The sequence below is a fragment of the Leptolyngbya sp. CCNP1308 genome, assembly GCF_034932455.1.
GTDB lineage: Bacteria > Cyanobacteriota > Cyanobacteriia > Phormidesmidales > Phormidesmidaceae > Nodosilinea.
Genome location: NZ_JAYGIH010000079.1, coordinates 1 through 19,767, shown reverse-complemented (window position 1 = coordinate 19,767; position 19,767 = coordinate 1). Strand labels below are relative to the sequence as shown.

General features: G+C 57.5%; 22 protein-coding genes. 19 read left to right on the top strand and 3 right to left on the bottom strand.

What is annotated here, in order from left to right:
• Positions 1–20 precede the first annotated feature (20 nt).
• The 3 genes from VB780_RS23730 to VB780_RS23720 all read left to right on the top strand — a co-directional run bounded on the left by VB780_RS23730 (position 21) and on the right by VB780_RS23720 (position 2,540).
• A complete protein-coding gene (locus VB780_RS23730) occupies positions 21–710 on the top strand; it encodes a response regulator transcription factor (protein ID WP_323353658.1) in 690 nt (229 codons plus the stop codon).
• Positions 703–1,992, top strand: a complete 1,290-nt coding sequence (locus VB780_RS23725; protein ID WP_323353657.1) for a HAMP domain-containing sensor histidine kinase — start codon at positions 703–705, stop codon at positions 1,990–1,992. Before VB780_RS23730 ends, VB780_RS23725 begins: the two co-directional genes overlap by 8 nt.
• Positions 1,993–2,087: 95 nt before the next feature.
• Positions 2,088–2,540, top strand: coding sequence for a hypothetical protein (locus VB780_RS23720; RefSeq protein WP_323353656.1), 453 nt, complete (start codon positions 2,088–2,090; stop codon positions 2,538–2,540).
• Here the strand turns inward: VB780_RS23720 and lgt are convergent.
• On the bottom strand, positions 2,537–3,400 hold the full coding sequence (gene lgt, locus VB780_RS23715) for a prolipoprotein diacylglyceryl transferase (RefSeq protein WP_323353655.1): 864 nt from the start codon (positions 3,398–3,400) through the stop codon (positions 2,537–2,539). The genes VB780_RS23720 and lgt overlap by 4 nt on opposite strands.
• A gap of 244 nt (positions 3,401–3,644) precedes the next feature.
• Entirely contained in the window at positions 3,645–4,676 is a 1,032-nt protein-coding gene (locus tag VB780_RS23710; protein WP_323353654.1) for a sulfate/molybdate ABC transporter ATP-binding protein, read from the bottom strand.
• Between the two features lie 350 nt (positions 4,677–5,026).
• Between VB780_RS23710 and VB780_RS23705 the strand changes: the two genes are divergently transcribed.
• From VB780_RS23705 to VB780_RS23640, 14 genes are all read left to right on the top strand, one after another.
• Entirely contained in the window at positions 5,027–6,100 is a 1,074-nt protein-coding gene (locus tag VB780_RS23705; RefSeq protein ID WP_323353653.1) for a sulfate ABC transporter substrate-binding protein, read from the top strand.
• Positions 6,101–6,193: 93 nt separating this feature from the next.
• Positions 6,194–7,036 (top strand): sulfate ABC transporter permease subunit CysT, encoded by an 843-nt coding sequence (gene cysT, locus VB780_RS23700; RefSeq protein ID WP_323353652.1) that lies wholly within the window; start codon positions 6,194–6,196, stop codon positions 7,034–7,036.
• Complete coding sequence (gene cysW, locus VB780_RS23695) at positions 7,029–7,901, top strand: sulfate ABC transporter permease subunit CysW (protein ID WP_323353651.1); 873 nt, start codon at positions 7,029–7,031, stop codon at positions 7,899–7,901. The genes cysT and cysW overlap by 8 nt, the downstream gene beginning before the upstream one ends.
• Positions 7,902–7,983: 82 nt before the next feature.
• On the top strand, positions 7,984–8,295 hold the full coding sequence (locus tag VB780_RS23690; RefSeq protein ID WP_323353650.1) for an NIL domain-containing protein: 312 nt from the start codon (positions 7,984–7,986) through the stop codon (positions 8,293–8,295).
• Positions 8,296–8,579: 284 nt separating this feature from the next.
• Positions 8,580–9,380 (top strand): Crp/Fnr family transcriptional regulator, encoded by an 801-nt coding sequence (locus tag VB780_RS23685; protein ID WP_323353649.1) that lies wholly within the window; start codon positions 8,580–8,582, stop codon positions 9,378–9,380.
• 34 nt (positions 9,381–9,414) lie between these two features.
• Complete coding sequence (locus VB780_RS23680) at positions 9,415–9,858, top strand: GNAT family N-acetyltransferase (RefSeq protein ID WP_323353648.1); 444 nt, start codon at positions 9,415–9,417, stop codon at positions 9,856–9,858.
• A gap of 155 nt (positions 9,859–10,013) precedes the next feature.
• On the top strand, positions 10,014–12,332 hold the full coding sequence (locus VB780_RS23675; protein ID WP_323353647.1) for an NACHT domain-containing NTPase: 2,319 nt from the start codon (positions 10,014–10,016) through the stop codon (positions 12,330–12,332).
• 142 nt (positions 12,333–12,474) lie between these two features.
• Positions 12,475–12,660: a hypothetical protein gene (locus VB780_RS23670; protein ID WP_323353646.1), complete on the top strand. Its 186-nt coding sequence runs from the start codon at positions 12,475–12,477 to the stop codon at positions 12,658–12,660.
• 180 nt (positions 12,661–12,840) lie between these two features.
• Positions 12,841–14,391, top strand: a complete 1,551-nt coding sequence (locus tag VB780_RS23665; protein ID WP_323353645.1) for a PRC-barrel domain-containing protein — start codon at positions 12,841–12,843, stop codon at positions 14,389–14,391.
• Between the two features lie 184 nt (positions 14,392–14,575).
• Positions 14,576–15,013 (top strand): pyridoxamine 5'-phosphate oxidase family protein, encoded by a 438-nt coding sequence (locus VB780_RS23660; protein ID WP_323353644.1) that lies wholly within the window; start codon positions 14,576–14,578, stop codon positions 15,011–15,013.
• Between the two features lie 154 nt (positions 15,014–15,167).
• Positions 15,168–15,653, top strand: coding sequence for an allophycocyanin (locus tag VB780_RS23655; protein ID WP_323353643.1), 486 nt, complete (start codon positions 15,168–15,170; stop codon positions 15,651–15,653).
• A 360-nt stretch (positions 15,654–16,013) separates the two neighbouring features.
• Positions 16,014–16,469 carry a response regulator gene (locus VB780_RS23650; protein ID WP_323353642.1) on the top strand — a complete coding sequence of 152 codons (456 nt, stop codon included), beginning with the start codon at positions 16,014–16,016 and terminating at the stop codon, positions 16,467–16,469.
• A 71-nt stretch (positions 16,470–16,540) separates the two neighbouring features.
• On the top strand, positions 16,541–16,750 hold the full coding sequence (locus VB780_RS23645; protein ID WP_323353641.1) for a hypothetical protein: 210 nt from the start codon (positions 16,541–16,543) through the stop codon (positions 16,748–16,750).
• Between the two features lie 147 nt (positions 16,751–16,897).
• Positions 16,898–17,173 carry a DUF1830 domain-containing protein gene (locus VB780_RS23640; protein WP_323353640.1) on the top strand — a complete coding sequence of 92 codons (276 nt, stop codon included), beginning with the start codon at positions 16,898–16,900 and terminating at the stop codon, positions 17,171–17,173.
• 137 nt (positions 17,174–17,310) lie between these two features.
• Here VB780_RS23640 and VB780_RS23635 read toward each other — a convergent pair whose 3' ends face one another.
• Positions 17,311–18,384 carry a Fe(3+) ABC transporter substrate-binding protein gene (locus VB780_RS23635; RefSeq protein WP_323353639.1) on the bottom strand — a complete coding sequence of 358 codons (1,074 nt, stop codon included), beginning with the start codon at positions 18,382–18,384 and terminating at the stop codon, positions 17,311–17,313.
• 279 nt (positions 18,385–18,663) lie between these two features.
• On the opposite strand from VB780_RS23635, the gene VB780_RS23630 reads away from it, so the two are divergent.
• Both VB780_RS23630 and VB780_RS23625 read left to right on the top strand, forming a co-directional pair.
• Complete coding sequence (locus VB780_RS23630) at positions 18,664–19,449, top strand: hypothetical protein (protein ID WP_323353638.1); 786 nt, start codon at positions 18,664–18,666, stop codon at positions 19,447–19,449.
• Between the two features lie 169 nt (positions 19,450–19,618).
• A partial coding sequence (locus tag VB780_RS23625) for a transposase (protein WP_323353722.1) occupies positions 19,619–19,767 on the top strand: 149 nt, incomplete at its 3' end.

The window sequence follows — 19,767 nt, the reverse complement described above, 5'->3', positions numbered from 1 at the left end:
GCCCAGGAGAACCGCCTTCGATGAAGATTCTACTGGTTGAAGACGATCTGGCGCAGCTTCACCCGCTTCAGCAGGTATTGATGAAAGCCAACCATCGGGTCGATGCGGTGGCGGATGGTCTGACGGCGCAAACGCTGATGGGCGATCGCCCCTACGATCTGCTGGTGCTTGACTGGATGCTGCCCCAGGTGAGCGGCCTAGAGCTGTGCCAGGGCTACCGTCGCCTGGGCAAGACCGCTCCGGTACTTTTGCTCACCGCCAAAGACACCACCGTAGACAAGGTTATGGGGCTCGATGCCGGGGCCGACGACTACCTGGTGAAGCCGGTAAATCTCAGCGAATTCTTGGCGCGGGTGCGGGCCTTGGGGCGCAGGTCGCCGCTGTGGCTGGGCGATCGCCTCACCCTAGACGATCTTGTCCTCGACCTCAACACCCTGATTTTGGACTGCCCCCAGGGCTCGGTGCAGCTCTCAGGGCGCGAGTTTCAGCTGATGGAATACCTGCTGCGCCATCCCCAACAGGTGCTGACCCGCGACCAGATCGAGCAGGCGCTATGGGCCTGGGATATGGCCCCCGAAAGCAAGGCGGTGGCCATGCTGGTACACCGGCTGCGCCAGCGATTGCAGACCGTGGGCGCTGACGCCTGGCTGCAAACCATCTACGGCATGGGGTATCGGTTGGCCAAGCCCGCCCAGGAGCCCAATGTTTGAGCGCAGTCGCCTCAGTTTGGCCCGCTGGTTTACCCTGTCGATGGGTGGCATTTTGGTGCTGTTTGCCGGGTTGCTCTACGCCCGCGAAGCCCGCGATCGCCTCCGCACCTTCGACCAGGCCCTCTACGCCACCGGCCAGGTGATCTCCTCAGGGGTCGAGGAAATCAGCCACGGCGACCGCCGCCGCATCGATCTCGAAGATGCGCCCCTGCTGGGCAGCGACGCCATTCGCATCGACACCAGCATCGTCATGGCCCGCTGGTATACCCCCGAAAAAAACCTGATGCAGTTTATGGGGCCAATCCCGCCGCCCACGCTGGAGGATGACCTGGGTTTTCAGACAGTTTTAGACCCGGCTTCAGCTCGTCAGCTACGGCAGCTCACCCTGCCGGTGTACCGCAATGGGCAAATTTTGGGCTATCTCCAGGTGGCTGTCGGGCTCGACCCGGTGGTGCAGCCCCTGCAAAATCTGCGCTGGTTTTTGGCCCTGGGGGTACCGGCGGCCCTGGGGGCGATCGCCGCCGTGGGCTGGGGGCTAGGGGGCATGGCCATGCAGCCCATTCGCGCCGCCTACAAGCGATTGCAGCAGTTTACCGCCGATGCTTCCCACGAGCTGCGTGCCCCATTGGCGGCGATCGTCAGCCACGCCCAACTCGGCCTGATGGAGCCTACCTCGCCCCAGGAGCAAACCGCCTGCCTGCAAACCATTTCTGAAGTGGGCGAGGGCATGAGCACCCTGGTGGGACGGCTGCTGTTTTTGGCCCGCCACCAGGGTCAGCAGCCCTGGCAGGTGGGGCCACCCGTCGATTTGGTGGCCATCCTCACCCCGCTGGTGGCCGACTACAGCGTTTCCATGGCGGCCCAAAACTTCACCTTTACGGCCACCCTGCCGCCCGCGCCCCTGTGGCTGCGGGCCGAACCCGACCTGCTGCGCCAGGCGGTGATCAATCTGTTGGACAATGCCCAGCGCTATACCCCGGCGGGCGGCACCGTTGCCCTGCGCGGCGAAGTGCAGCACCGCTGGGTCGTGCTGCGCGTAGAAGATTCGGGCATTGGCATTGCCGCTGCCGACCTGCCCCACATTTTTGAGCGCTTTTACCGAGTCAGCCCGGAGCGATCGCGCCAGTCGGGCGGCGTTGGCCTCGGTCTGGCCATCGTGCAGCAAATCATTGCCCTCCACGGAGGGCAAATCCAGGTGAGCAGCCAGCCCCAGGTGGGCACGCAGTTTGAGATTCGGCTACCGCTGGCGACACCGCCCCGCCAGTTTCCCAAGAGCCCCTAGCGCGCTGCCGCCGAAACCCTGGTGTTACTTTTGGCTTGCACACTGGGGGAGAACGCCGCAGACCGCGAGGTCTGCCCATAGGAGGTGGTTTAGTTATGACATACCTAGGCCGTACCTTAGCCCTGGTGCCCCATCGGCAGCTAACTGGTGATGGCCCAGGGCCGCGATCGCCCCGCATTTTGGTCACCGCCAACCGTCTGCGGCTGGCCGCCCTGCTCGAAAAAGCGCTGTGCCGTCAGGGCTGGTGGCCCACGGTGGCCCCTAGCCCCCACGCGGTGGTGGAGGCCATGCGGCAGGCCACCTTCGACCAGATTTTGCTCGATGCCGACCACTTTCAGGCCGATCTGATTCCCCTGGTGGCGGCGGTGGATCGGCGGCGGTCTGAGGTGATCGTGCTGGCCCAGGATTACTGCGTCGGTGGCTTCAACCTGCGCTCCCTGGTGCCTGCCCAAGACATTTTTCTCAAGCCCTTCTCGACCCAGCACCTGGTGGGGGTGCTGAAGCAGCGACAGGCTCAGCGACTCTACCCGAGCGCGATCGGGGCCTAGCCGCCTTTGACCACATCGGGCAGCGATCGCCGCCCCACGTACAGCCACAGCAGCCCAGCTACCCCCAGCGCAATGCCCGTCAGACTCACTACCTGAGCAATGCGCAACGGCCCCAGCATCAGGCTGTCGAGGCGCAGGCCCTCGATCCAAAGGCGACCCAGGCTGTAGGTGGCGAAGTAGACCAAAAAGAGTGTGCCTGTCTTTAGGCGATTGGGATGGCGCAGACCCCAAAAAAACAGCCACATCACTAGGGCAAACACCCCCAAATTCCACAGCGATTCGTAAAGAAAGGTGGGGTGGTAATATTCCACCGCCCCTAGCCCTGGCGGGCGCTGGGCGGGGGGAATGTAAACTCGCCAGGGCAGATCGGTCGGGCCGCCAAAGGCCTCGGAGTTAAAGAAATTGCCCCAGCGACCAATGGCCTGGCCCAGCACCAGCGCCGGGGCCACCACGTCTGCCAGTGCCCAAAACGACAGTCGATTCAGGCGGGCAAACAGCAGCGCCGCCAGCATACCGCCCAAGATCGCCCCGTGGATGGCAATGCCCCCCTGCCAGATGGCGAAGGCACTCAGCGGGTTGTCGGCGTAGCGATCCCACTCGAAGGCGACGTAGTAGAGCCGGGCGGCGGGCAAGGCTCCCAGCACCAGCCAGATCGACAGGTCGGCGATCGCATCGGGGTCGAGCCCGCGCCGCTGGGCCAGCTTTTGGGCCAGGGTAATGCCCAAAGCCAGGGCGATCGCAATTAGCACCCCGTACCAGCGAATGGCCAATGGCCCCAGCTGAAAGATAATTGGCCCCGGCGACGCTAGCTGCGCCACCCCGCTGACCGCCATCCCCAGATCTATACCTGCTAACCCCATTGCCCGCCTACCTGCTTACGTCTTGGCCCCCGGCTCGGGAACGCCAAAACCACTATGACACTATATTGAGGCTCCCCGGCTGGTATACCGCTGGGCTGAACGGGCTTAACGTCTATTCAGAGGTTAGAGAGGCTAGGATGCTCGCTAAAACGTTGGCAGGTTCGAACGTTTAATCTGCCAACCAAATGAGTGAACTTCGACGCCTCGCGGCTTTAATCTCCGATTGAGGCCGGTCTTTGCGGTGCTAAGCTACCGACGGCGCATAGCCCGGCGCAGGGGCAAAGCTGCGAATCAGCTTGGCCCGCAGGTACACCGTTTGCCCCGTCTCAAGGCCCAGATCGCGATACTGCTCGCGGTTGATGTGGGCAGTAATGGGATGGCCGTTGTCGAGGGTAAGCTCGATGCGAATCGTCCAGCCCAGGTGAATGATGTGGTTCACCGTGGCGGCGACGCTGCCATTGCTATGGTCGGTGAAGATCTCAATGTCGTGGGGCCGCAGAAACACCTCCCCATGGGTGGGGGCGTCGCGGTGAAGCGACTTCCAGGTGCTGTCGGGGGAGAGCACGTTGACTGCGCCGATAAAGCTCATCACAAAAGGTGTGGCGGGATTTTCGTAAATCTCCGCCGACGAGCCCACTTGCTCGACCCGTCCCTGGCTCATCACCACGATTTCGTCGGCAATTTCCATCGCCTCTTCCTGGTCGTGGGTGACGAAGACGGTGGTGACATGCACATCGTTGTGGAGGCGGCGCAGCCAGGCGCGCAGGTCTTTGCGCACCTTGGCATCGAGGGCTCCGAAGGGCTCGTCGAGCAGCAGCACCTGGGGCTCAACGGCGAGAGCCCGCGCCAGGGCCACCCGCTGCCGCTGCCCGCCTGAGAGCTGGGAGGGATAGCGATCGCCCAACCCCTCTAGCTGCACTAGATCCAGCAGCGTATCGACCCGATTTTTGATGCGATCCTTTGGCCACTTTTGCAGCTCTAGGGCAAAGGCCACATTTTTGCGCACCGTCAGGTGCTTAAACAGCGCGTAGTGCTGAAACACAAAACCCACCTGGCGATCTTGCACCGTTTTGTCGGTGGCGTCTTGGGCCGAAATGTAGATTCTGCCGGTATCGGGCTGTTCTAAACCGGCAATTACCCGCAGCAGGGTCGATTTACCCGACCCCGATGGCCCCAGTAGGGCCACTAGCGAACCACTCTTGATGTCGAGATTGATGGGCTCAAGGGCCTGAAAATCCCCAAACCGTTTTGAAACGTTGTCTACTCGAATTCCCACGGGTGTTTTCCAAAATCGACAGTGTGCTTCAACTAAGACGCGGCACCGAAGCTGAGCGAAGCGGTGCTGCTTTTCCCATCAGCTTGAACCTAAATCTAGGCGGCAGGGCAGGGTGTGCCTCAGTTCTCTAGGGGCGATCGCCCACCGACCGAGATCCAGCGTCACATCACGCTACCCCACCCTCAATAAAAATGCAACTCATTCAAAAATCGGGCTGATCTGATTCAAATAAAATATGCAAATGAATTTGATTTCATTTTGAATCTAAGTCAAAAATTTTGTGATACAGTCCGTAAGCGTAATCCTCGAAAACCCTATCGAGATACCGGAGATTCTTTGGAGAGCTACCCATGACATCATCTCAACGCTATATTTCGCGGCGATCGGCAGTTTTGTTTATGGCTGGTTTGGGGCTGGCGGGCACTCTGGTCGCCTGCGGTAGCACCACCTCCCCCGAAGCCAGCAACAGCGAAGCGACCACCGCCGCCGCTGGCCCCGTAGAACTCACCCTGGTTTCCTATGCCGTGACCCAGGCCGCCTACGAGCAAATCATTCCTAAATTTGTCGAGCAGTGGCAGGCCGAAACCGGGCAAGAAGTTACCTTCAACCAGAGCTACGGGGGCTCAGGTTCCCAAACTCGGGCGGTGCTCGACGGTCTGGAGGCCGATGTGGTCGCCTTGGCCCTGGCCGGAGACACCCAGAAAATTGAGGCGGGGGGCCTGATTGAACCCGGCTGGGAAAGCGAAGCGCCCAACAATGCGATCGTGCACAAGTCGGTGGCGGTGCTTGTGACCCGCGAGGGCAACCCCAAAAATATTCAGGATTGGGAAGACCTGGCCCGCGACGACGTGCAGGTGGTGACCGCCAACCCCAAAACCTCCGGCGGAGCCAAGTGGAACTTTCTCGGGGCCTGGGGCTCTCTAACCCAAACCGGCAGCGATGACGCTGCTGCCCTCGACTTTGTCACCCAGATCTATCAGAACGTGCCGGTGCTGCCCAAAGATGCGCGGGAATCCACCGACGTGTTTTTCACTCGGGGCCAGGGCGATGTGCTGATCAACTACGAAAACGAGGTGCTGCTGGCCGCCCAAAATGGTGAAGAGCTGCCCTACATCGTTCCCGATGTGAATATTTCCATTGACAACCCCATTGCCGTGGTCGATGCCAATGTGGATAAGCACGGTACCCGCGAGGTGGCCGAGGCGTTTGTAGAGTTTCTGTTTACCCCAGAAGCCCAAGCGGAATTTGCCAAGGTGGGCTTCCGCCCAGCAGATCCCTTGGTAGGTGAAAAGTATGCCGATCAGTTCCCCAAAATTACCACCCTATTTACCATTGCCGACCTGGGCGGCTGGGAAGCAATCGACCAAAAATTTTTTGCTGATGGAGCCATCTTTGACCAGGTTCAATCTAAGGTCGGCAAGTAGATGACTCTCCTCACCGCAGCCCGATCCTGTTGTAGAGAAGGCTGCGGTGAGAACTGTTGGGGATTGACCAATCGACCTATTTTCTTTGCACCCATGACTTCATCGCCACCTTCATTCCAGGGCTTCTGGTACCCAATTCTCCATGCCTCTTGGCCCTGGCGGGTCACTTGGCTCTATCTCACTCTGTTCTTGTTTTTGCCGATCGCAGCCCTCCTGCTCAAGGCGCTGACCCTCAACCCGGCGGAGATTTGGCGCATTGCCACTGACCCAGTGGCCATTTCGACCTACAACGTCACCTTTTTTACGGCGCTGGTGGCGGGCATCATCAACGGCTTTGCCGGACTGATTATTGCCTGGGTGCTGGTGCGCTACGAGTTTCCGGGGAAGCGGTTTTTAGACGCCATCATCGACCTGCCTTTTGCCCTGCCAACGGCGGTGGCCGGTTTAACCCTCTCGACCATCTACAGCACCAACGGCGCGATCGGCGGCTTTCTAGAACCCTTTGGCATCAAGGTTTCCTTCACCCGCTTGGGGGTGCTGGTGGCGATGATCTTTATTTCGCTGCCCTTTGCGGTGCGGACGGTGCAGCCGGTGCTGCAAGATCTGGAGTCGGAAATGGAAGAGGCTGCCTGGTCGATGGGGGCTTCCCGGTGGCAGACCTTTTGGCGGGTGATTTTGCCGCCGCTGATGCCTGCGATTCTCACCGGGGTGGCCATGGGCTTTTCGCGAGCGGTGGGCGAGTACGGCTCGGTGGTGATTATTGCGGGCAATATTCCTTTTCAAGATTTAATTGCGCCAGTGCTAATTATTCAGCGCCTAGAGCAGTTTGACTACGCCGGGGCCACGGTGATTGGCACGGTGCTGCTGCTGATTTCTTTGGCGGTGTTGTTGGTGATTAACCTGATTCAGGCTCGCGGGAGGCGCTTCTATGGCTGATTTGTCCTTAAAGCAATCCATTGACGCCGGGGCCAAGCCCCAGGATGCGAGGCGGTTTCAGTGGGGTAAGTGGCTGCTGGTGGCCTTTGTGTTTGGCTACCTGGCGCTGATTTTGCTGGTGCCAGCTCTCAACGTGTTTATTCAGGCGCTTAAGGCGGGGCTGCCTGGGTTAGTCGATACCTTCACCAGCAAGTTCTTTTTGAATGCGGTGAAGCTGACGGTGATTGCGACGGCGATTACGGTGCCGCTGAACACGGTGTTTGGGCTCTGCGCGGCGCTGTCTTTGGCTAACAAAAATTTTCCGGGGCGATCGCTCCTAATCAGCATCATCGACCTGCCCTTCTCGATCTCGCCCGTGGTGGCGGGTCTGATGCTGGTGCTGCTGTTTGGCAACCGGGGCTGGTTTGGGCCACTGCTCGATGCCAGCGGTATCAAGATCATTTTTGCGCTGCCGGGGATTGTGATGGCCACTATTTTTGTCACCATGCCCTTTATTGCCCGCGAGGTGCTGCCCGCCCTTGAAGAAGCGGGCACCCAGCAAGAGGAGGCCGCCGCCACCCTGGGGGCCACCCCCTGGCAGACCTTCTGGCGGGTCACGCTGCCGTCGATTAAGTGGAGCTTGCTCTACGGTTTGATTCTCTGCAACGCCCGGGCTATGGGGGAGTTTGGCGCGGTGGCGGTGGTGTCGGGCAATATTGTGGGCAAAACTCAAACTCTGCCCCTGTTTATTGAAGAAGCCCACGTGCAGTACAACACCCAGGCCGCCTACACCGCCGCCCTGTTGCTGGCCTGTTTGGCGGTAGTTACCCTGGTGCTGAAGTATCTGCTAGAACGCAGTGCTGGCATTCAGCATCGGGGCCATTGATCCATAGGGTTGATGGCAAGAGGTCAATCAAACCGATTGCCCAATCTCCAAACCTCATACCTTACGTTCCAGGAGGTTCTCAATGTCATCTGTTTCTCCCGACTACGGTCTTGAGGCTCTGCACCTTAAGAACCCTGAAAGTCTGATTCACACCGAGGTAAAAATCCGCATTCCGAAGGCGCGCCACCCTGACCCGGTGATCTCTAACCTGATCAACCGCTACGGGCTGAAGGTGAATATTTTGGGTGCCCTGCTAGGAGCCAACGGCGAGGAGGACGGCTGGTTTGACCTGGCGATTGAGGGCCGGGCGGGCACGATTCACGAGGCGCTGCTCGATTTGGTGGAGCTAGAGGCCGATCTGTGGTTCAACACTGAGGCCGACGACGGCTACTGAGAACAATTTTGGTAGCGAAAATACCCGAGAATTTTGATGCTTCTCGATGGCGCAGGCCCTGCGCCCCTAACCTGGGGTATTTTCTTTCCCCCAAAAACTCCTAAACCTTGCGGTGGTGGATGGTGGGAATTTTCGTTCACTGTTCCACAGGCCACGGTCAGTTCAGCCGTGCCGTAGCTGCAGCGTTCAATGCGATCGCACGTTGTTTGAGATTGCAGTCAAGAATTCTTGAGCAAGCGTGATTTTCGAGGGACAATGGCGGGGTAACGAACCTGTAGCGCAGTATGGCAAGGCAAAAAGGCCAGGTTTCGGCGACCGATGCCGTCGAAACTTTGACCACGAAGAGTTTTTTGTTTCTGGGCATGGAGGGTAAAGACCTGCTCAACGGGGTAGATCCCGATGTCTTGGTCATGGAAAAGCTGTACTCTAACCGGCCGGTGTATACGGCCTTTCGTCCGCAGACCTGGTTAGAACATCTCTACGTGGTGGTTGAGGGCGGCCCGGTAATCATGCGCAGCACTCCGCTCGACCGGGTAATTGCCATGACCTACCCCGGGGCCTGTTTTGGCATGCGCAATTTGCCGGTGGGGTTTGGGCCGGTGGTGCGGGCGTTTCCTAGCCTGGTGGAGGCCTACAAAACCACTGACGTAATTAAGGTGCCGATCGCGGTGGTGCAGTCGCTGTACGACCAGCATGAAAGCTTTCGCGATCGCTACTCACTTTTATTTGAGCTGCGCGAAAAGTTTCAGTACCACCTGCTCAATTGCAGCACCTATCCCCCCCAGGCGGTGGCGGCACTGCTGCGGGCCTTGATCTACCAAGAGCGCAGCCTGGGCAGCCAGCCGAGTCGGGGCAGCACCCCCAGCTACTGCTTTGACCTGCCCATCGACCTAATTGCCCGCGCCTGCCAGCTCAACCACCGCACCGTCGAGCAGGTCTTAAAGGGGCTGACTAAGGCGGGCTATATCAAGAGCAGCAAAACCGCCGAGGCGGCCAATGACCAGGTGCAGGTGGTTGACCCCGAGGGGCTGAAGGAAGTGTACGGGGCCACCCGCGATAAGGTGTCGTGGTGGCCTCTAAAGTAGAGCCTGTGCATTGCGTTGCCGAACGCGATCGCCTATGCAGATTAGACCCGGCGAGGTGACAGACAGCGTTGCGATCGCAGCCCTGCTCATCGCCCTCGACTACCCCGTCACCCCCGAGTTTGTTGCCCAAGGTCTTCAGCGGCAGCTCACCCATGCCGATGCCGCGCTGCTGGTCGCTGTGGAACAGGATGCCGTTATTGGGTTCATCTCGCTGCACTTTATTCCGCAGCTGGCGCTGCCGGGGGATTTTTGCCGCATCAGCTATTTTTGCGTTGACCCCGAGGCGCGGGGGCAGGGGGTGGGCACAGCGCTGGAAATGGCGGCCAGCGCTTTAGCCCAGGCGCGGGGGTGCGATCGCATCGAAGTGCACTGCCACAGCCGCCGGGAGCAGGCCCATCGGTTTTACTACCGGCAGGGCTATGGTGAGTCGCCCAAATATCTGGTCAAGCCCGCCCAGCCCGATGAGGGTGGAGCTTGACCAGTCAAGGTTGCCAACGCCGGTTTAAAGCGCCTGGTCTGCTCAGATTTGTTATCTAGCGCTCCTTGCATTCAAACAAAAGGCGTTAGTATGATGCCCATATAAAATGCCTGCTTTTTAATTTTGTCCGCCGTTTAAGATAATCCGTTTATTTCATGGTCAAGCGATCACTTCGGGCGTCCCCCGCTGGTATTCAGCGGGCCAAACGCGCGTTCGCCCTCAAGGGGTGGACCCAAGACAACCTAGCAGCTGAGGTCAACCTCAAGACCCGACAGCCAATTTGGCGACTGTTCACCGGCCAGCCCGTAGACCGGCAGATTTTTATGGAAATTTGCCAGGTGCTCGATATTGAGTGGCGAGAGGTTGCCAAAGATCCGCCCGCCGATTTTTTAGACCCCGGCGAGAGCCTTGAGCCGCACCCAATGACCGTAGATGAACTGGTGGATGAGGTGCGATCGCAGCACCGAGACACCATTCAGCACCAGTGCGGCATTCTGCAGCTGCTCGACATCAGCCACCCCGTCAACATTGACGACATCTATGTGGATGTCAATATTTTAGAAGCCGTCGCCAACCAGCAGTGGCTCGAGGTGACCGACCTCAACAACCTCGCCCCCAACGAGTTTGACCGAGTCGGGCTAGGAGATATTGACTACCCGCAAATACCCGGCCTTGAGGCGGTAAAAATCCACGGCAAGCTGCGGGTGCTGGGCAAGCCGGGGGTGGGCAAAACCACCTTTTTGCAGCACCTGGCCGTGCAGTGCAACAACGGCGAATTTGCCCCAGAGCAGGTGCCCATCTTTATTGCCCTGCGAGAGTTTGCCGAAGCCTGCCGTCATCAGAATGACTTCAGCCTGTTTAACACCATTCACCAGAGCCTGATTCCCGCTGGCCTCACCAGCCCCGCCCAGCTGGAAACCCTGCTGAACGAGGGGCGCATGCTGGTGCTAATGGACGGCATGGATGAAGTGCTCAACCAGGACATCACCGCTGTGATTCGCGAAATTCGCGCCTTTTCAGACAAATATCACCGCAATCGGTTTGTGGTATCCTGCCGCACCGCTGCCCAAAAGCTGGCGCTGCGGGGCTTTACCGATGTCGAAATCGCCCCCTTTAGCCAGGCTCAAATCGCCACCTTTGCCCAAAAGTGGTTTGTGGCCCTGGGCAGAACCGCAAGACCCCTGGGCCAAACCCAGGCCGCAGAGTTTGTCGCCAGACTCGACCTGCCCGAAAACTGGCAGTTTCGCCAGCTGGTGGTCACGCCGCTCTTTCTCCATCTCGCCTGCTGGGTGTTTCAGGGGGAAGGGCGGTTTCCCAGCAAGCGCACGGCGTTTTATAAGCAGGGGCTAGATCTGCTGCTGGGCAAGTGGGATGAAACCAAAGGCGTAGAGCGCGACGATGTCTATCGCGGGTTTTTGCTGCCCCAAAAAATGAAGCTGCTGAGTCAGCTAGCCGCCGTCACCTTTGAGCAGGGGCAGTACTTTTTTGAGCAGCGCATTATTGAACAATACATCGAAGATTACCTCCAAAATTTGCCGGGGGCGACCCTAGAACCCGAGGAGCTTCAGCTAGAAAGTGAGGCGATGCTCAAGGCGATCGAGGCCCAGCACGGGCTGCTAATCGAGCGCGCCCGAGGCATTTTTTCCTTCTCTTATCTGGCGTTTCAAGAATATCTGACGGCGCGAAAGATCGTTGCTACCCACAACCTGAGTGCCCTAGAGCAGGCTCTGGGCGGGCTAGTTAGCCACATTACCGACCCCCACTGGCACGAGGTGTTTTTGCTCACCGCCGCCATGCTGCGCAGCGCCGACTCCCTGGTGCAGCTCATGAAGCAGGAAATTGATGCCCTGGTGGCCCAAGACCCCCATCTGCAAAACTTTTTAATGTGGGCCAGCCAAAAATCTCAGACGATTCCCGCTGAGCCTAAGCTGGCTACGACCCGCGCGTTTTACCTAGCCCTGGCCCAAAGCCCCCACACCGCCGACCAGTTTGCCCTGGCCAGCACCCTAGATCAGGGCATCTTTTTAGATGCGGCCCTAGAAAACCTGCTGCTAGAGTTTGCCATTGACCACAGCCAAGATTTTGCCTACGCCAATGCCTGTAGCGAGGCGCTCAACAACATTTTGGTGATGGTGCTCGACGCTGGATTTTATAAATCGCTGCAACAGCTCAAGGACCAGCTGCCCGCCTCTCACCAGGGCCAAGAGCGGCTGCAAAGCTGGTGGCAAGACAACTACCCAGCCTGGGTTAACCAACTCAAAGACTCCATTGCCCAGTACCGCAACATTCATCACCCCTGGCAGTTTAGCCCTGAGCAAGAGCAGGTGCTCAAGCGCTACTACGACGCCAATCAGCTGCTGGTGGATTGTTTGAATAGCAACTGCGAAGTCACGGCCAGCATTCGCCAGGAAATTGAGGCTACCCTGCTGCTACCCCAAAACGAACTGGAAGACCGAGAATGGCAGGGTAATTAAAGGAAATTGCTACGTTCTTAGACAAATCAACCGATTCAAACCCTGGCTTAGACCGCAGTTCAATCGTCGCTGCGGCATGATTTAACCAGTAACCAAAATCAGTAAATTCGTCAACCGTGACCCTGCTGATGGAGATAAAATTATGCCGCGCCTGATTGGGAAACAGTCAAATAATAGCTGGTATGTGACGCTGGTTTTGATCGCCGCGATCGCCGCTGCCGGGTCGCTCGAATACCTCGGTGTGATCGACGTGATACCCAGTTTTGGCGGAGAGCGATCGCTAAATGAGCGATCTTCTCTACCGCTTAATAATGACAAGATCGATTAGCCTCAGCCATCACTCCTTTTTAGGGAGGACAGCTGAGATCTCCACGGCAAATTTTAGCCGCAAGCAAGGGAGCCCATGGAATAGATCCGATCCCCCGCTTTGCCTGAGTCAAAATTTTCCCTAAGGCACCTCTTCAAACAGGGAAAAGATAGTTCGTTTAATAAAAGGATTTTTTAGATCATGTTTAAAGGTAGAGACGTTATCGGCAAGCCCGTTGTCTCCTACGACGATGGCAAAAAGTTTGACGTGGTTGAAGACTTAATTTTTGACCAAGAGAGCCATCAACTGCTGGGGTTTTTGGTGCAGGAGGCGGGCTGGTTTAGGCCTGCCCAGGTGCTGCTGCTCAGCGATGTGCAGGCGATCGGCACCGATGCGGTGATTACTGCCTCCCAGGAGGCGATCGTCAAAAACTGGCGTAGGGAGACCAACGGGCCGGATAGCTGTCTCCCCGCCGTCAGACAAATCCTTGACCACAACACGATTCTCAGGGGCACCCGCATTTTGACCCTGGATGGCCGCAATCTGGGGGTGATCGTGGACCTCTATTTTGATGAGACTACCGGCCAGGTAGAGGGCTACGAGGTGTCGGGGGGGCTGTTTGCCGATGCCTACTCGGGGCGCTCCTTTGTGCCCGCCATCCAAACCCTCAAGATTGGCCGCGATGTGGCCTTTGTGCCCAGCCAGACGGCCCAGCTGATGGAAGAGCAGGTGGGCGGGTTGAGGGGGGCTATGCAGACGGTGAGCGATCGCGTCCAATCCAGCGCCCAGGTGACGGGCGATCGCCTGCAAGAACTGGGTCAAACTGTGGGCGATCGCGTCCAAGAGACGGCCCAGCTCACCAACGAGCACTTCCAAAATCTGGGTCACTACGCCAGCGAAAAAGCTCTGGCAACCGCCGCGGTCGCCGAAACTCAGCTTCACGGCCTCAGCCGCGCCACCACCCACACGCTGACCAACGCCATTATCGACCCGGCGGGGCAAAAAGCCTACGTCACGGGCAGCACTCTGGAGCGCGATGTGATTACCCCCACCGGCAGTCTGCTGGCCTTGCAAGGGCAAACCATCACCCACGAAATTGCCGATGCTGCCGAAGCCCTTGGCGTTTTAGATGACCTCTACCGAGCTGCTGGGGGCAGTTGGTCAGTACCCTTAGGGGCGCGGGTTGAGCAGGCGGTGGCTGGGTTAACCGTCGAGCAGGCTCGGGGCAGGCGGGTGCGGCACCTGGTGCGCACCGAAGCGGGCTCAATCTTGGCGGCACCGGGCCAAATTGTCACCCCCCAGGTGATTGACCGGGCCAAGGCTCACCACCGCGATCGCCTGCTGCTAGAGGCCGTCGGGCTGTCTGCCGGTGCTGCCCAGCGCACCGATAGCGCCATGACTGCCGCGAGCGATCGCCTTCAGAGCACCACCGCCGCCGATCAGTTCCAAGCTGGAGCTAGGAGCCTTTGGAGCCAGGTGCAAGAGACCACCATTGCCCTTCAGCAGCGCAGCACCCGGGCGATCGAAGACCAGCAAATTAAACATGCCCTGGGGCGGCCCGTCACCCGCGTTATTTTGGGTCAGCAGGATGAGGTCATTCTCAATGTGGGCGAGTTGATTACCCACCGGGCCATTGCCAGCGCCCGCCAGGCCCTGGTGCTTGATGTGCTACTCAACTCGGTTTACACGGGCAAACCACAGCTCTCTTTAGAAAAGGCGCGGGCACCCCAGGCGGGGATCGCTGCACTGTAATGGCCCATGGCTGAACTAGCCTGAATGCTCGGGAGTTTTCCTTCGCTTTGCCAACCTACGCTCGTCGATTGAGGCCGTCATTAGCCGGGCCGTTTGGTTAATGCTCTCTGCATAAAGCATCGACTCCAATCCTCTAATCATCAAGTAATCATCAAGGAAAAAATCTGTGTTAGATATCGATGAGATGAGCACAAAAGAGATCAATGAACTGCTGCGAGAAGTGGGCCATGGCCATCTAGGCTGCGCCCTTGAGGGGCATCCCTACGTGGTGCCGATGCACTACTATTTTGACGAGCCAGCTATTTATATCTTCACCACGGTGGGGATGAAAACTAAATATATGGATGTCAACCCAGAGGTGTGCTTGCAGGTTGAAGATGTCCAAAACCTTCAGCACTGGCGCAGCGTTACGGTGACAGGCCGGGCCGAGCACATCACAGAACAGGGCGATATCGATCGCGTGATGGAATTTGTTAAAACCCGCAACCCAGCTCTGTCGCCCGCCATTAATCGCACCTGGATAGACGCCTGGGGCCGGGCAGAGGAAATGGCCCTTTACCGCATCCATCCTGACGAAATGACGGGGCGGACAACCGATGGCATCAGCAGTCAGGGCAGCTAGCCTCGACTTGCAAAATGACTGGGGGCGATCGCGCCGTCTTTTTCCTCGGCTGACTTGCATTTCGTATCTTACTTAATCAATTCATTCAGGAAATAAACCAGCGATTTTCTAAGGTGAAGACAAAGATCGTGAAACCCAATGGCTAATTATCCCAATGAGCATTATCCAAACGTTAATTACCCAGGCCGACGCCGACTGTCGCTACCTCACCCCTGGGGAGGTCGATCAGATCAAACTTTTTGTGGCCAGTGGCGATCGCCGCCTGCAACTGGTTAAGGCTCTGGGGGAAGGGCGCGATCGCATCATTAAGCAGGCTGCCAATCAGCTGTTTAAAACTCGCCCCAGCTTAGTCGCCCCAGGCGGCAACGCCTACGGCACCGAAATGACCGCCACTTGCCTCCGCGATATGGACTACTACCTGCGCCTCGTTACCTACGGTGTAGCGGCTGGAGAAACAACCCCCATTGAAAATATTGGCGTCATTGGGGTGCGCCAAATGTACAGTTCTCTCGGCACCCCCCTAGAGGCCGTAGCCGAAAGCGTGCGCGCCATGAAGTCTGTAACCATGGCACTGCTGTCAGCAGAAGATGCCAGTGACGTAGGCACTTACTTTGATTACCTGATTCAGGCATTGCAGTAAGCCACCGACAGGCAATTTGCATCCAGATTTTATGATTTTTACAGCGGTACGGCCAGCTTTTTCTATGCTTCAACAATGCTGGCAACCCGGCTCAATCGATCAGAAACGAGCCGTAGGGGGCAGACAGTTATGCCCCTGCTGCTCGCATATTTTACTGCGCCATATCCAGGCAAACCAGCTGTACTGGCGCTGTGGTCATTGCTATCAAACTATGCCCATCCTGGAGGGAAGCGTTACGTTTACGACCTAGTCTAGACAGAGTCTCAAAGCGGTTTTTGCAAGTCAGACAGTTATTTTAGCGGTGCTACTAACATGTCAAACATACATCAGCCTCTGTCCAACCCTGCTATTCTCAAAGATATGCAGATTTTTGTGGTAGATAACGATGCCGATAGCCGGTATCTCTGCAAAATTTTGTTTGAGAGCTACGGTGCAACGGTAACAACCACCGAATTTGTTGCCGATGCCCTAACCCTCCTAGATAGCTTCACCCCAGATATTTTGGTTTGCGAAATCAGAATTATGGATGAAGACATTTGGCCATTGATTCACCAGATCAGGGCTGTTTCCCTAAGTCGTAGCCATATCATCCCTATTCTGCTTGCCTCTGCCTACTGCCGAGCCAGTTTTGCCCAAGATTTTATCGCCAATGCTGAATCTCATCTGCTAAAACCCTTTGATGTCGAATCTTTAGTCGATGAAGTCTGGAATTTAGTTCACCTATCGAAAACGTTTTTTCAGCCCCATATTCAAGATTGGGTGGCTAATCATAAAACTTGGGAAAAACACCAGACTGCTGAAATTAGCTTGGCCTAGATTCTAGAGATGATGCCGCCCTATAAAATTACCTAACGTGCCTGTGTAGCAAAATTATGGGGGCAATGCCTATGCCTGAGATATTTATCGGGTCTCCTAAGTTTTGCCATGCCCAGTACGTATGCTTTTTGGGTGGCGAAGGCTCTATAAAGAGCTTCAAGTACGAATCTGAGACCTGGACCTATATTGTCGAGATGACTCTGGGGCCAGAGCCCGATTTTGGCCGAATTGGCGGAGAAACCACCGTACTGCTCAATGAAACCGACTTGCGGGCGGTGTGATCTAGGTCAGCCTTAAATTTTTATACATTCTCATGCATCTCATACAAATTGAACGTTTAGTTAAACGATTCTATGGGACGGTTGTAGGCAGTTTTTAAATGCCCATTTTTTATCCACGAATCTACATTCGCTAAAAATATGCCTTATATGCTTTCCCTTTTGACAGCAGAATCGTCAGCCCAAGATCTGCCGCTCATTCTCTGCTACTACATTAACAATACAGCCAACACTCAGGTCATTCGCGTTATGAATGCCGCCGTTTGCCGTTTTGAGCGCATTGTCTACGCAAAAGAGCGTATTTTATTTGAGGCGCCGTCAGATTCTTATATGGAAATATATTCGTCTTTGCTAGGCGGTGCTCGACTGACTAGAGCCGACTGCAAGTCGTTTCAGGTGTATGAAAAGGAGGATGCCGTTAGGTGAGCAAGTCTTCCTTCTTGAGCCAGGGTAAGTGCAAGAAAAGCATCTAAAAAAGCCTCTATTAGGAGTCGGGTGCCTGCTGACCTAGAAGCCAAGCCTCCAGAACACAGCTAGGCACCCGACCCCTAAAGCGAGACCCCTTAGGCCCAGCCGGCGCGATCGGTGATGCGCAGGGCCTCGGGGTTGTTGCTGCCAAAGACAGCGGCGTTGAGGGGGTCGGCTTTAAATTCGCCGAAGCCTGCCACCACCGAGTCAACCGCAACACCCTCAACTACGGGGTACTCGTTGTTGCTCTGGGCAAAAATCTCCTGGGCCTCGGGGCTGGCCAGGTATTCTAGAAACTGCACAGCGGCCTCAGCATTTGGCGCTGTCTTCACTACCCCAGCCCCGCTGATGTTGACATGGGTGCCGCGCCCGTTGGGGCCATCGCCCTGGTTGGGGAAAAACACGCCTAGCGCGTTGGCCACCGCCTGGTCTTCAGCACTGTCAGACTTGACCAGGCGGGCGAAGTAGTAGGTGTTGGCGATCGCAATGTCGCCCAGCCCAGCGGCAGCGGCCTTGATTTGGTCGGTGTCGCCCCCTTCGGGGTCGCGGGCCAGGTTGGCCACCAGGCCCCGCGCCCACTCTTCGGTCTCTTCGGCCCCGTGGGCGGCAATCATTGAGCCCACCAGCGACTGGTTGTAGATATTGGTCGAGCTGCGCACAAGAATGCGACCGCGCCATTTGGGGTCGGCCAGGTCTTCGTAGGTCGATAGCTCAGACGGGTCTACGGTGTCTTTGTTGTAGACAATCACCCGCGCCCGCTGGGTGAGGCCAAACCACAGCCCGTCGGGGTGGCGCAGATTTTCGGGAATCGCCTCGCTCAGCACCGAGGAGGTGACCGGCTGGAACATGTCTTCTTGCTCGGCGCGCCACAGGCGACCGGCATCGACGGTCATGAGAATGTCGGCGGGGCTGTTTTGCCCTTCGCTCTTGATGCGCTCGATCAGCTGGTCGGCCTCGGCCTCAACCACGTTGACGCGAATGCCCGTGGCTTCCCGGAAGCCATCGTAGAGCTGGTCGTCGGTGTCATAGTGGCGGGAAGAATAGAGATTGACCACGGGGCCACGGCCAAAGCCAAACTGGGCACTGGCGGGGCGCTGGCGCAGATAGCCCGCGGCTACGGCGGTGGCGGCGGCACTAGCCCCCAAAAATGCGCGTCTTCCTAATTTCATAGGGCATTACCTCAAAAAAATTAAACCGCTGAGAAACCTCAGACGTTTAGAAATCAGATTGCATTGTATCGCTTATTGCGACCTTCTCCTGATAATGCCGCATTTAAGCTGGGCACTGGGGCAAATAGTTTCAATACCCTTGCCGTAGGTCGCCCCCTCTGCTAATGCAGCATTGCCCTGGCCACAAGGGCTTGAGGCCAGGAAAAAATAGCTTTAGAATAACCAATGAGGAATAAGTCCTGTTAGCTTAACCGCATCTGCGATCGCAACCTTTCGACAATGACTCCCAGACTCACTACCCCACCATTTTCCCTAAGCCGCCCCGCGCCAGAATCCGCGCCACAACCCAAGGGGCGATCGCGGTCTTGGCTGGGGGCGATATGTGCGATCGCTTCCCTCGCCGCCCACGGTGCCCTGTTGGCCATGGTCGTGCCCAGCTCAAACCAGACCCCTGCGCTGGTAGAAGATTTAGCCGAAGCGTCGCCACCACTCGATGATGTGGCCGTCACGGTGCTTCCCAAGTCTACCGTCGAGGCTCCGACCGCCGTCGTTCCGGCAGCGCCTGTGGCAAGTGCGCCTGCTGCACCTGCCCCCCAAACTGCCCCCCAGGCCCCGACTGCGCCTATTCCCACCGCTCAGTCTGAGGCGGCACCATCCCAGCCTCAGCCCGTGGCAGCGGCCCCCGAGCCTGCGCCTTTTACCCCCCCCGAGTCCTCTGCTGCCGACGAACCGCCACCTCCCGCTCTCTACGCCAACTTTCCCCATTTAGATGGTGCCCGGGCCGCCTGTGAAGGGCTGGCCGACTGCTGGCGAAGCCCCGTCAGCAGCAGCTGGCGCAGTGCCGCAGGCGATCTGCAAGCGCGGCTAGAGTCCCAGGGCTACACCGTGAGCAACGTCACGGGTGAAGTGTTATCGATTGACTCGGGGGTGCGGGTGTATGCCGTCAGCAAGCCCGGCGAGGCCGAATACTACTTAAATCTTGTCTCCGTGCGGGAGGGTGTGCTTTACACCATGACTGCCGAACCCATGACCTCAGAGCAGGTGCTGGCTTTGCAGCGATCGTAGGTGGTTTTTAAACGATTTGATCAATCTAAGTTTGCGCGGGCAGTTCGGCAATATCTCTTCCACTACCGCTGCGGAATTGCTTAGAGGGTGTTTGAAAAGTTAGGGCTTGAGTAAAAAAGCTCACTCCGTGTAGGTTGCAGATGAATGTCAGCAACGCCGGAGTGAGGCTATGAGTAAAGACTACCCCAGCGACTTAACCCGAGCCCAGTACGAACTTCTGAGTGATTTACTGCCCGCCGCCAAGCCCGGTGGCCGTCCGCGAAGCGTGGATTTATGGGAGATTCTCAACGCCATCCTGTATTTACTCGTCGAGGGCGT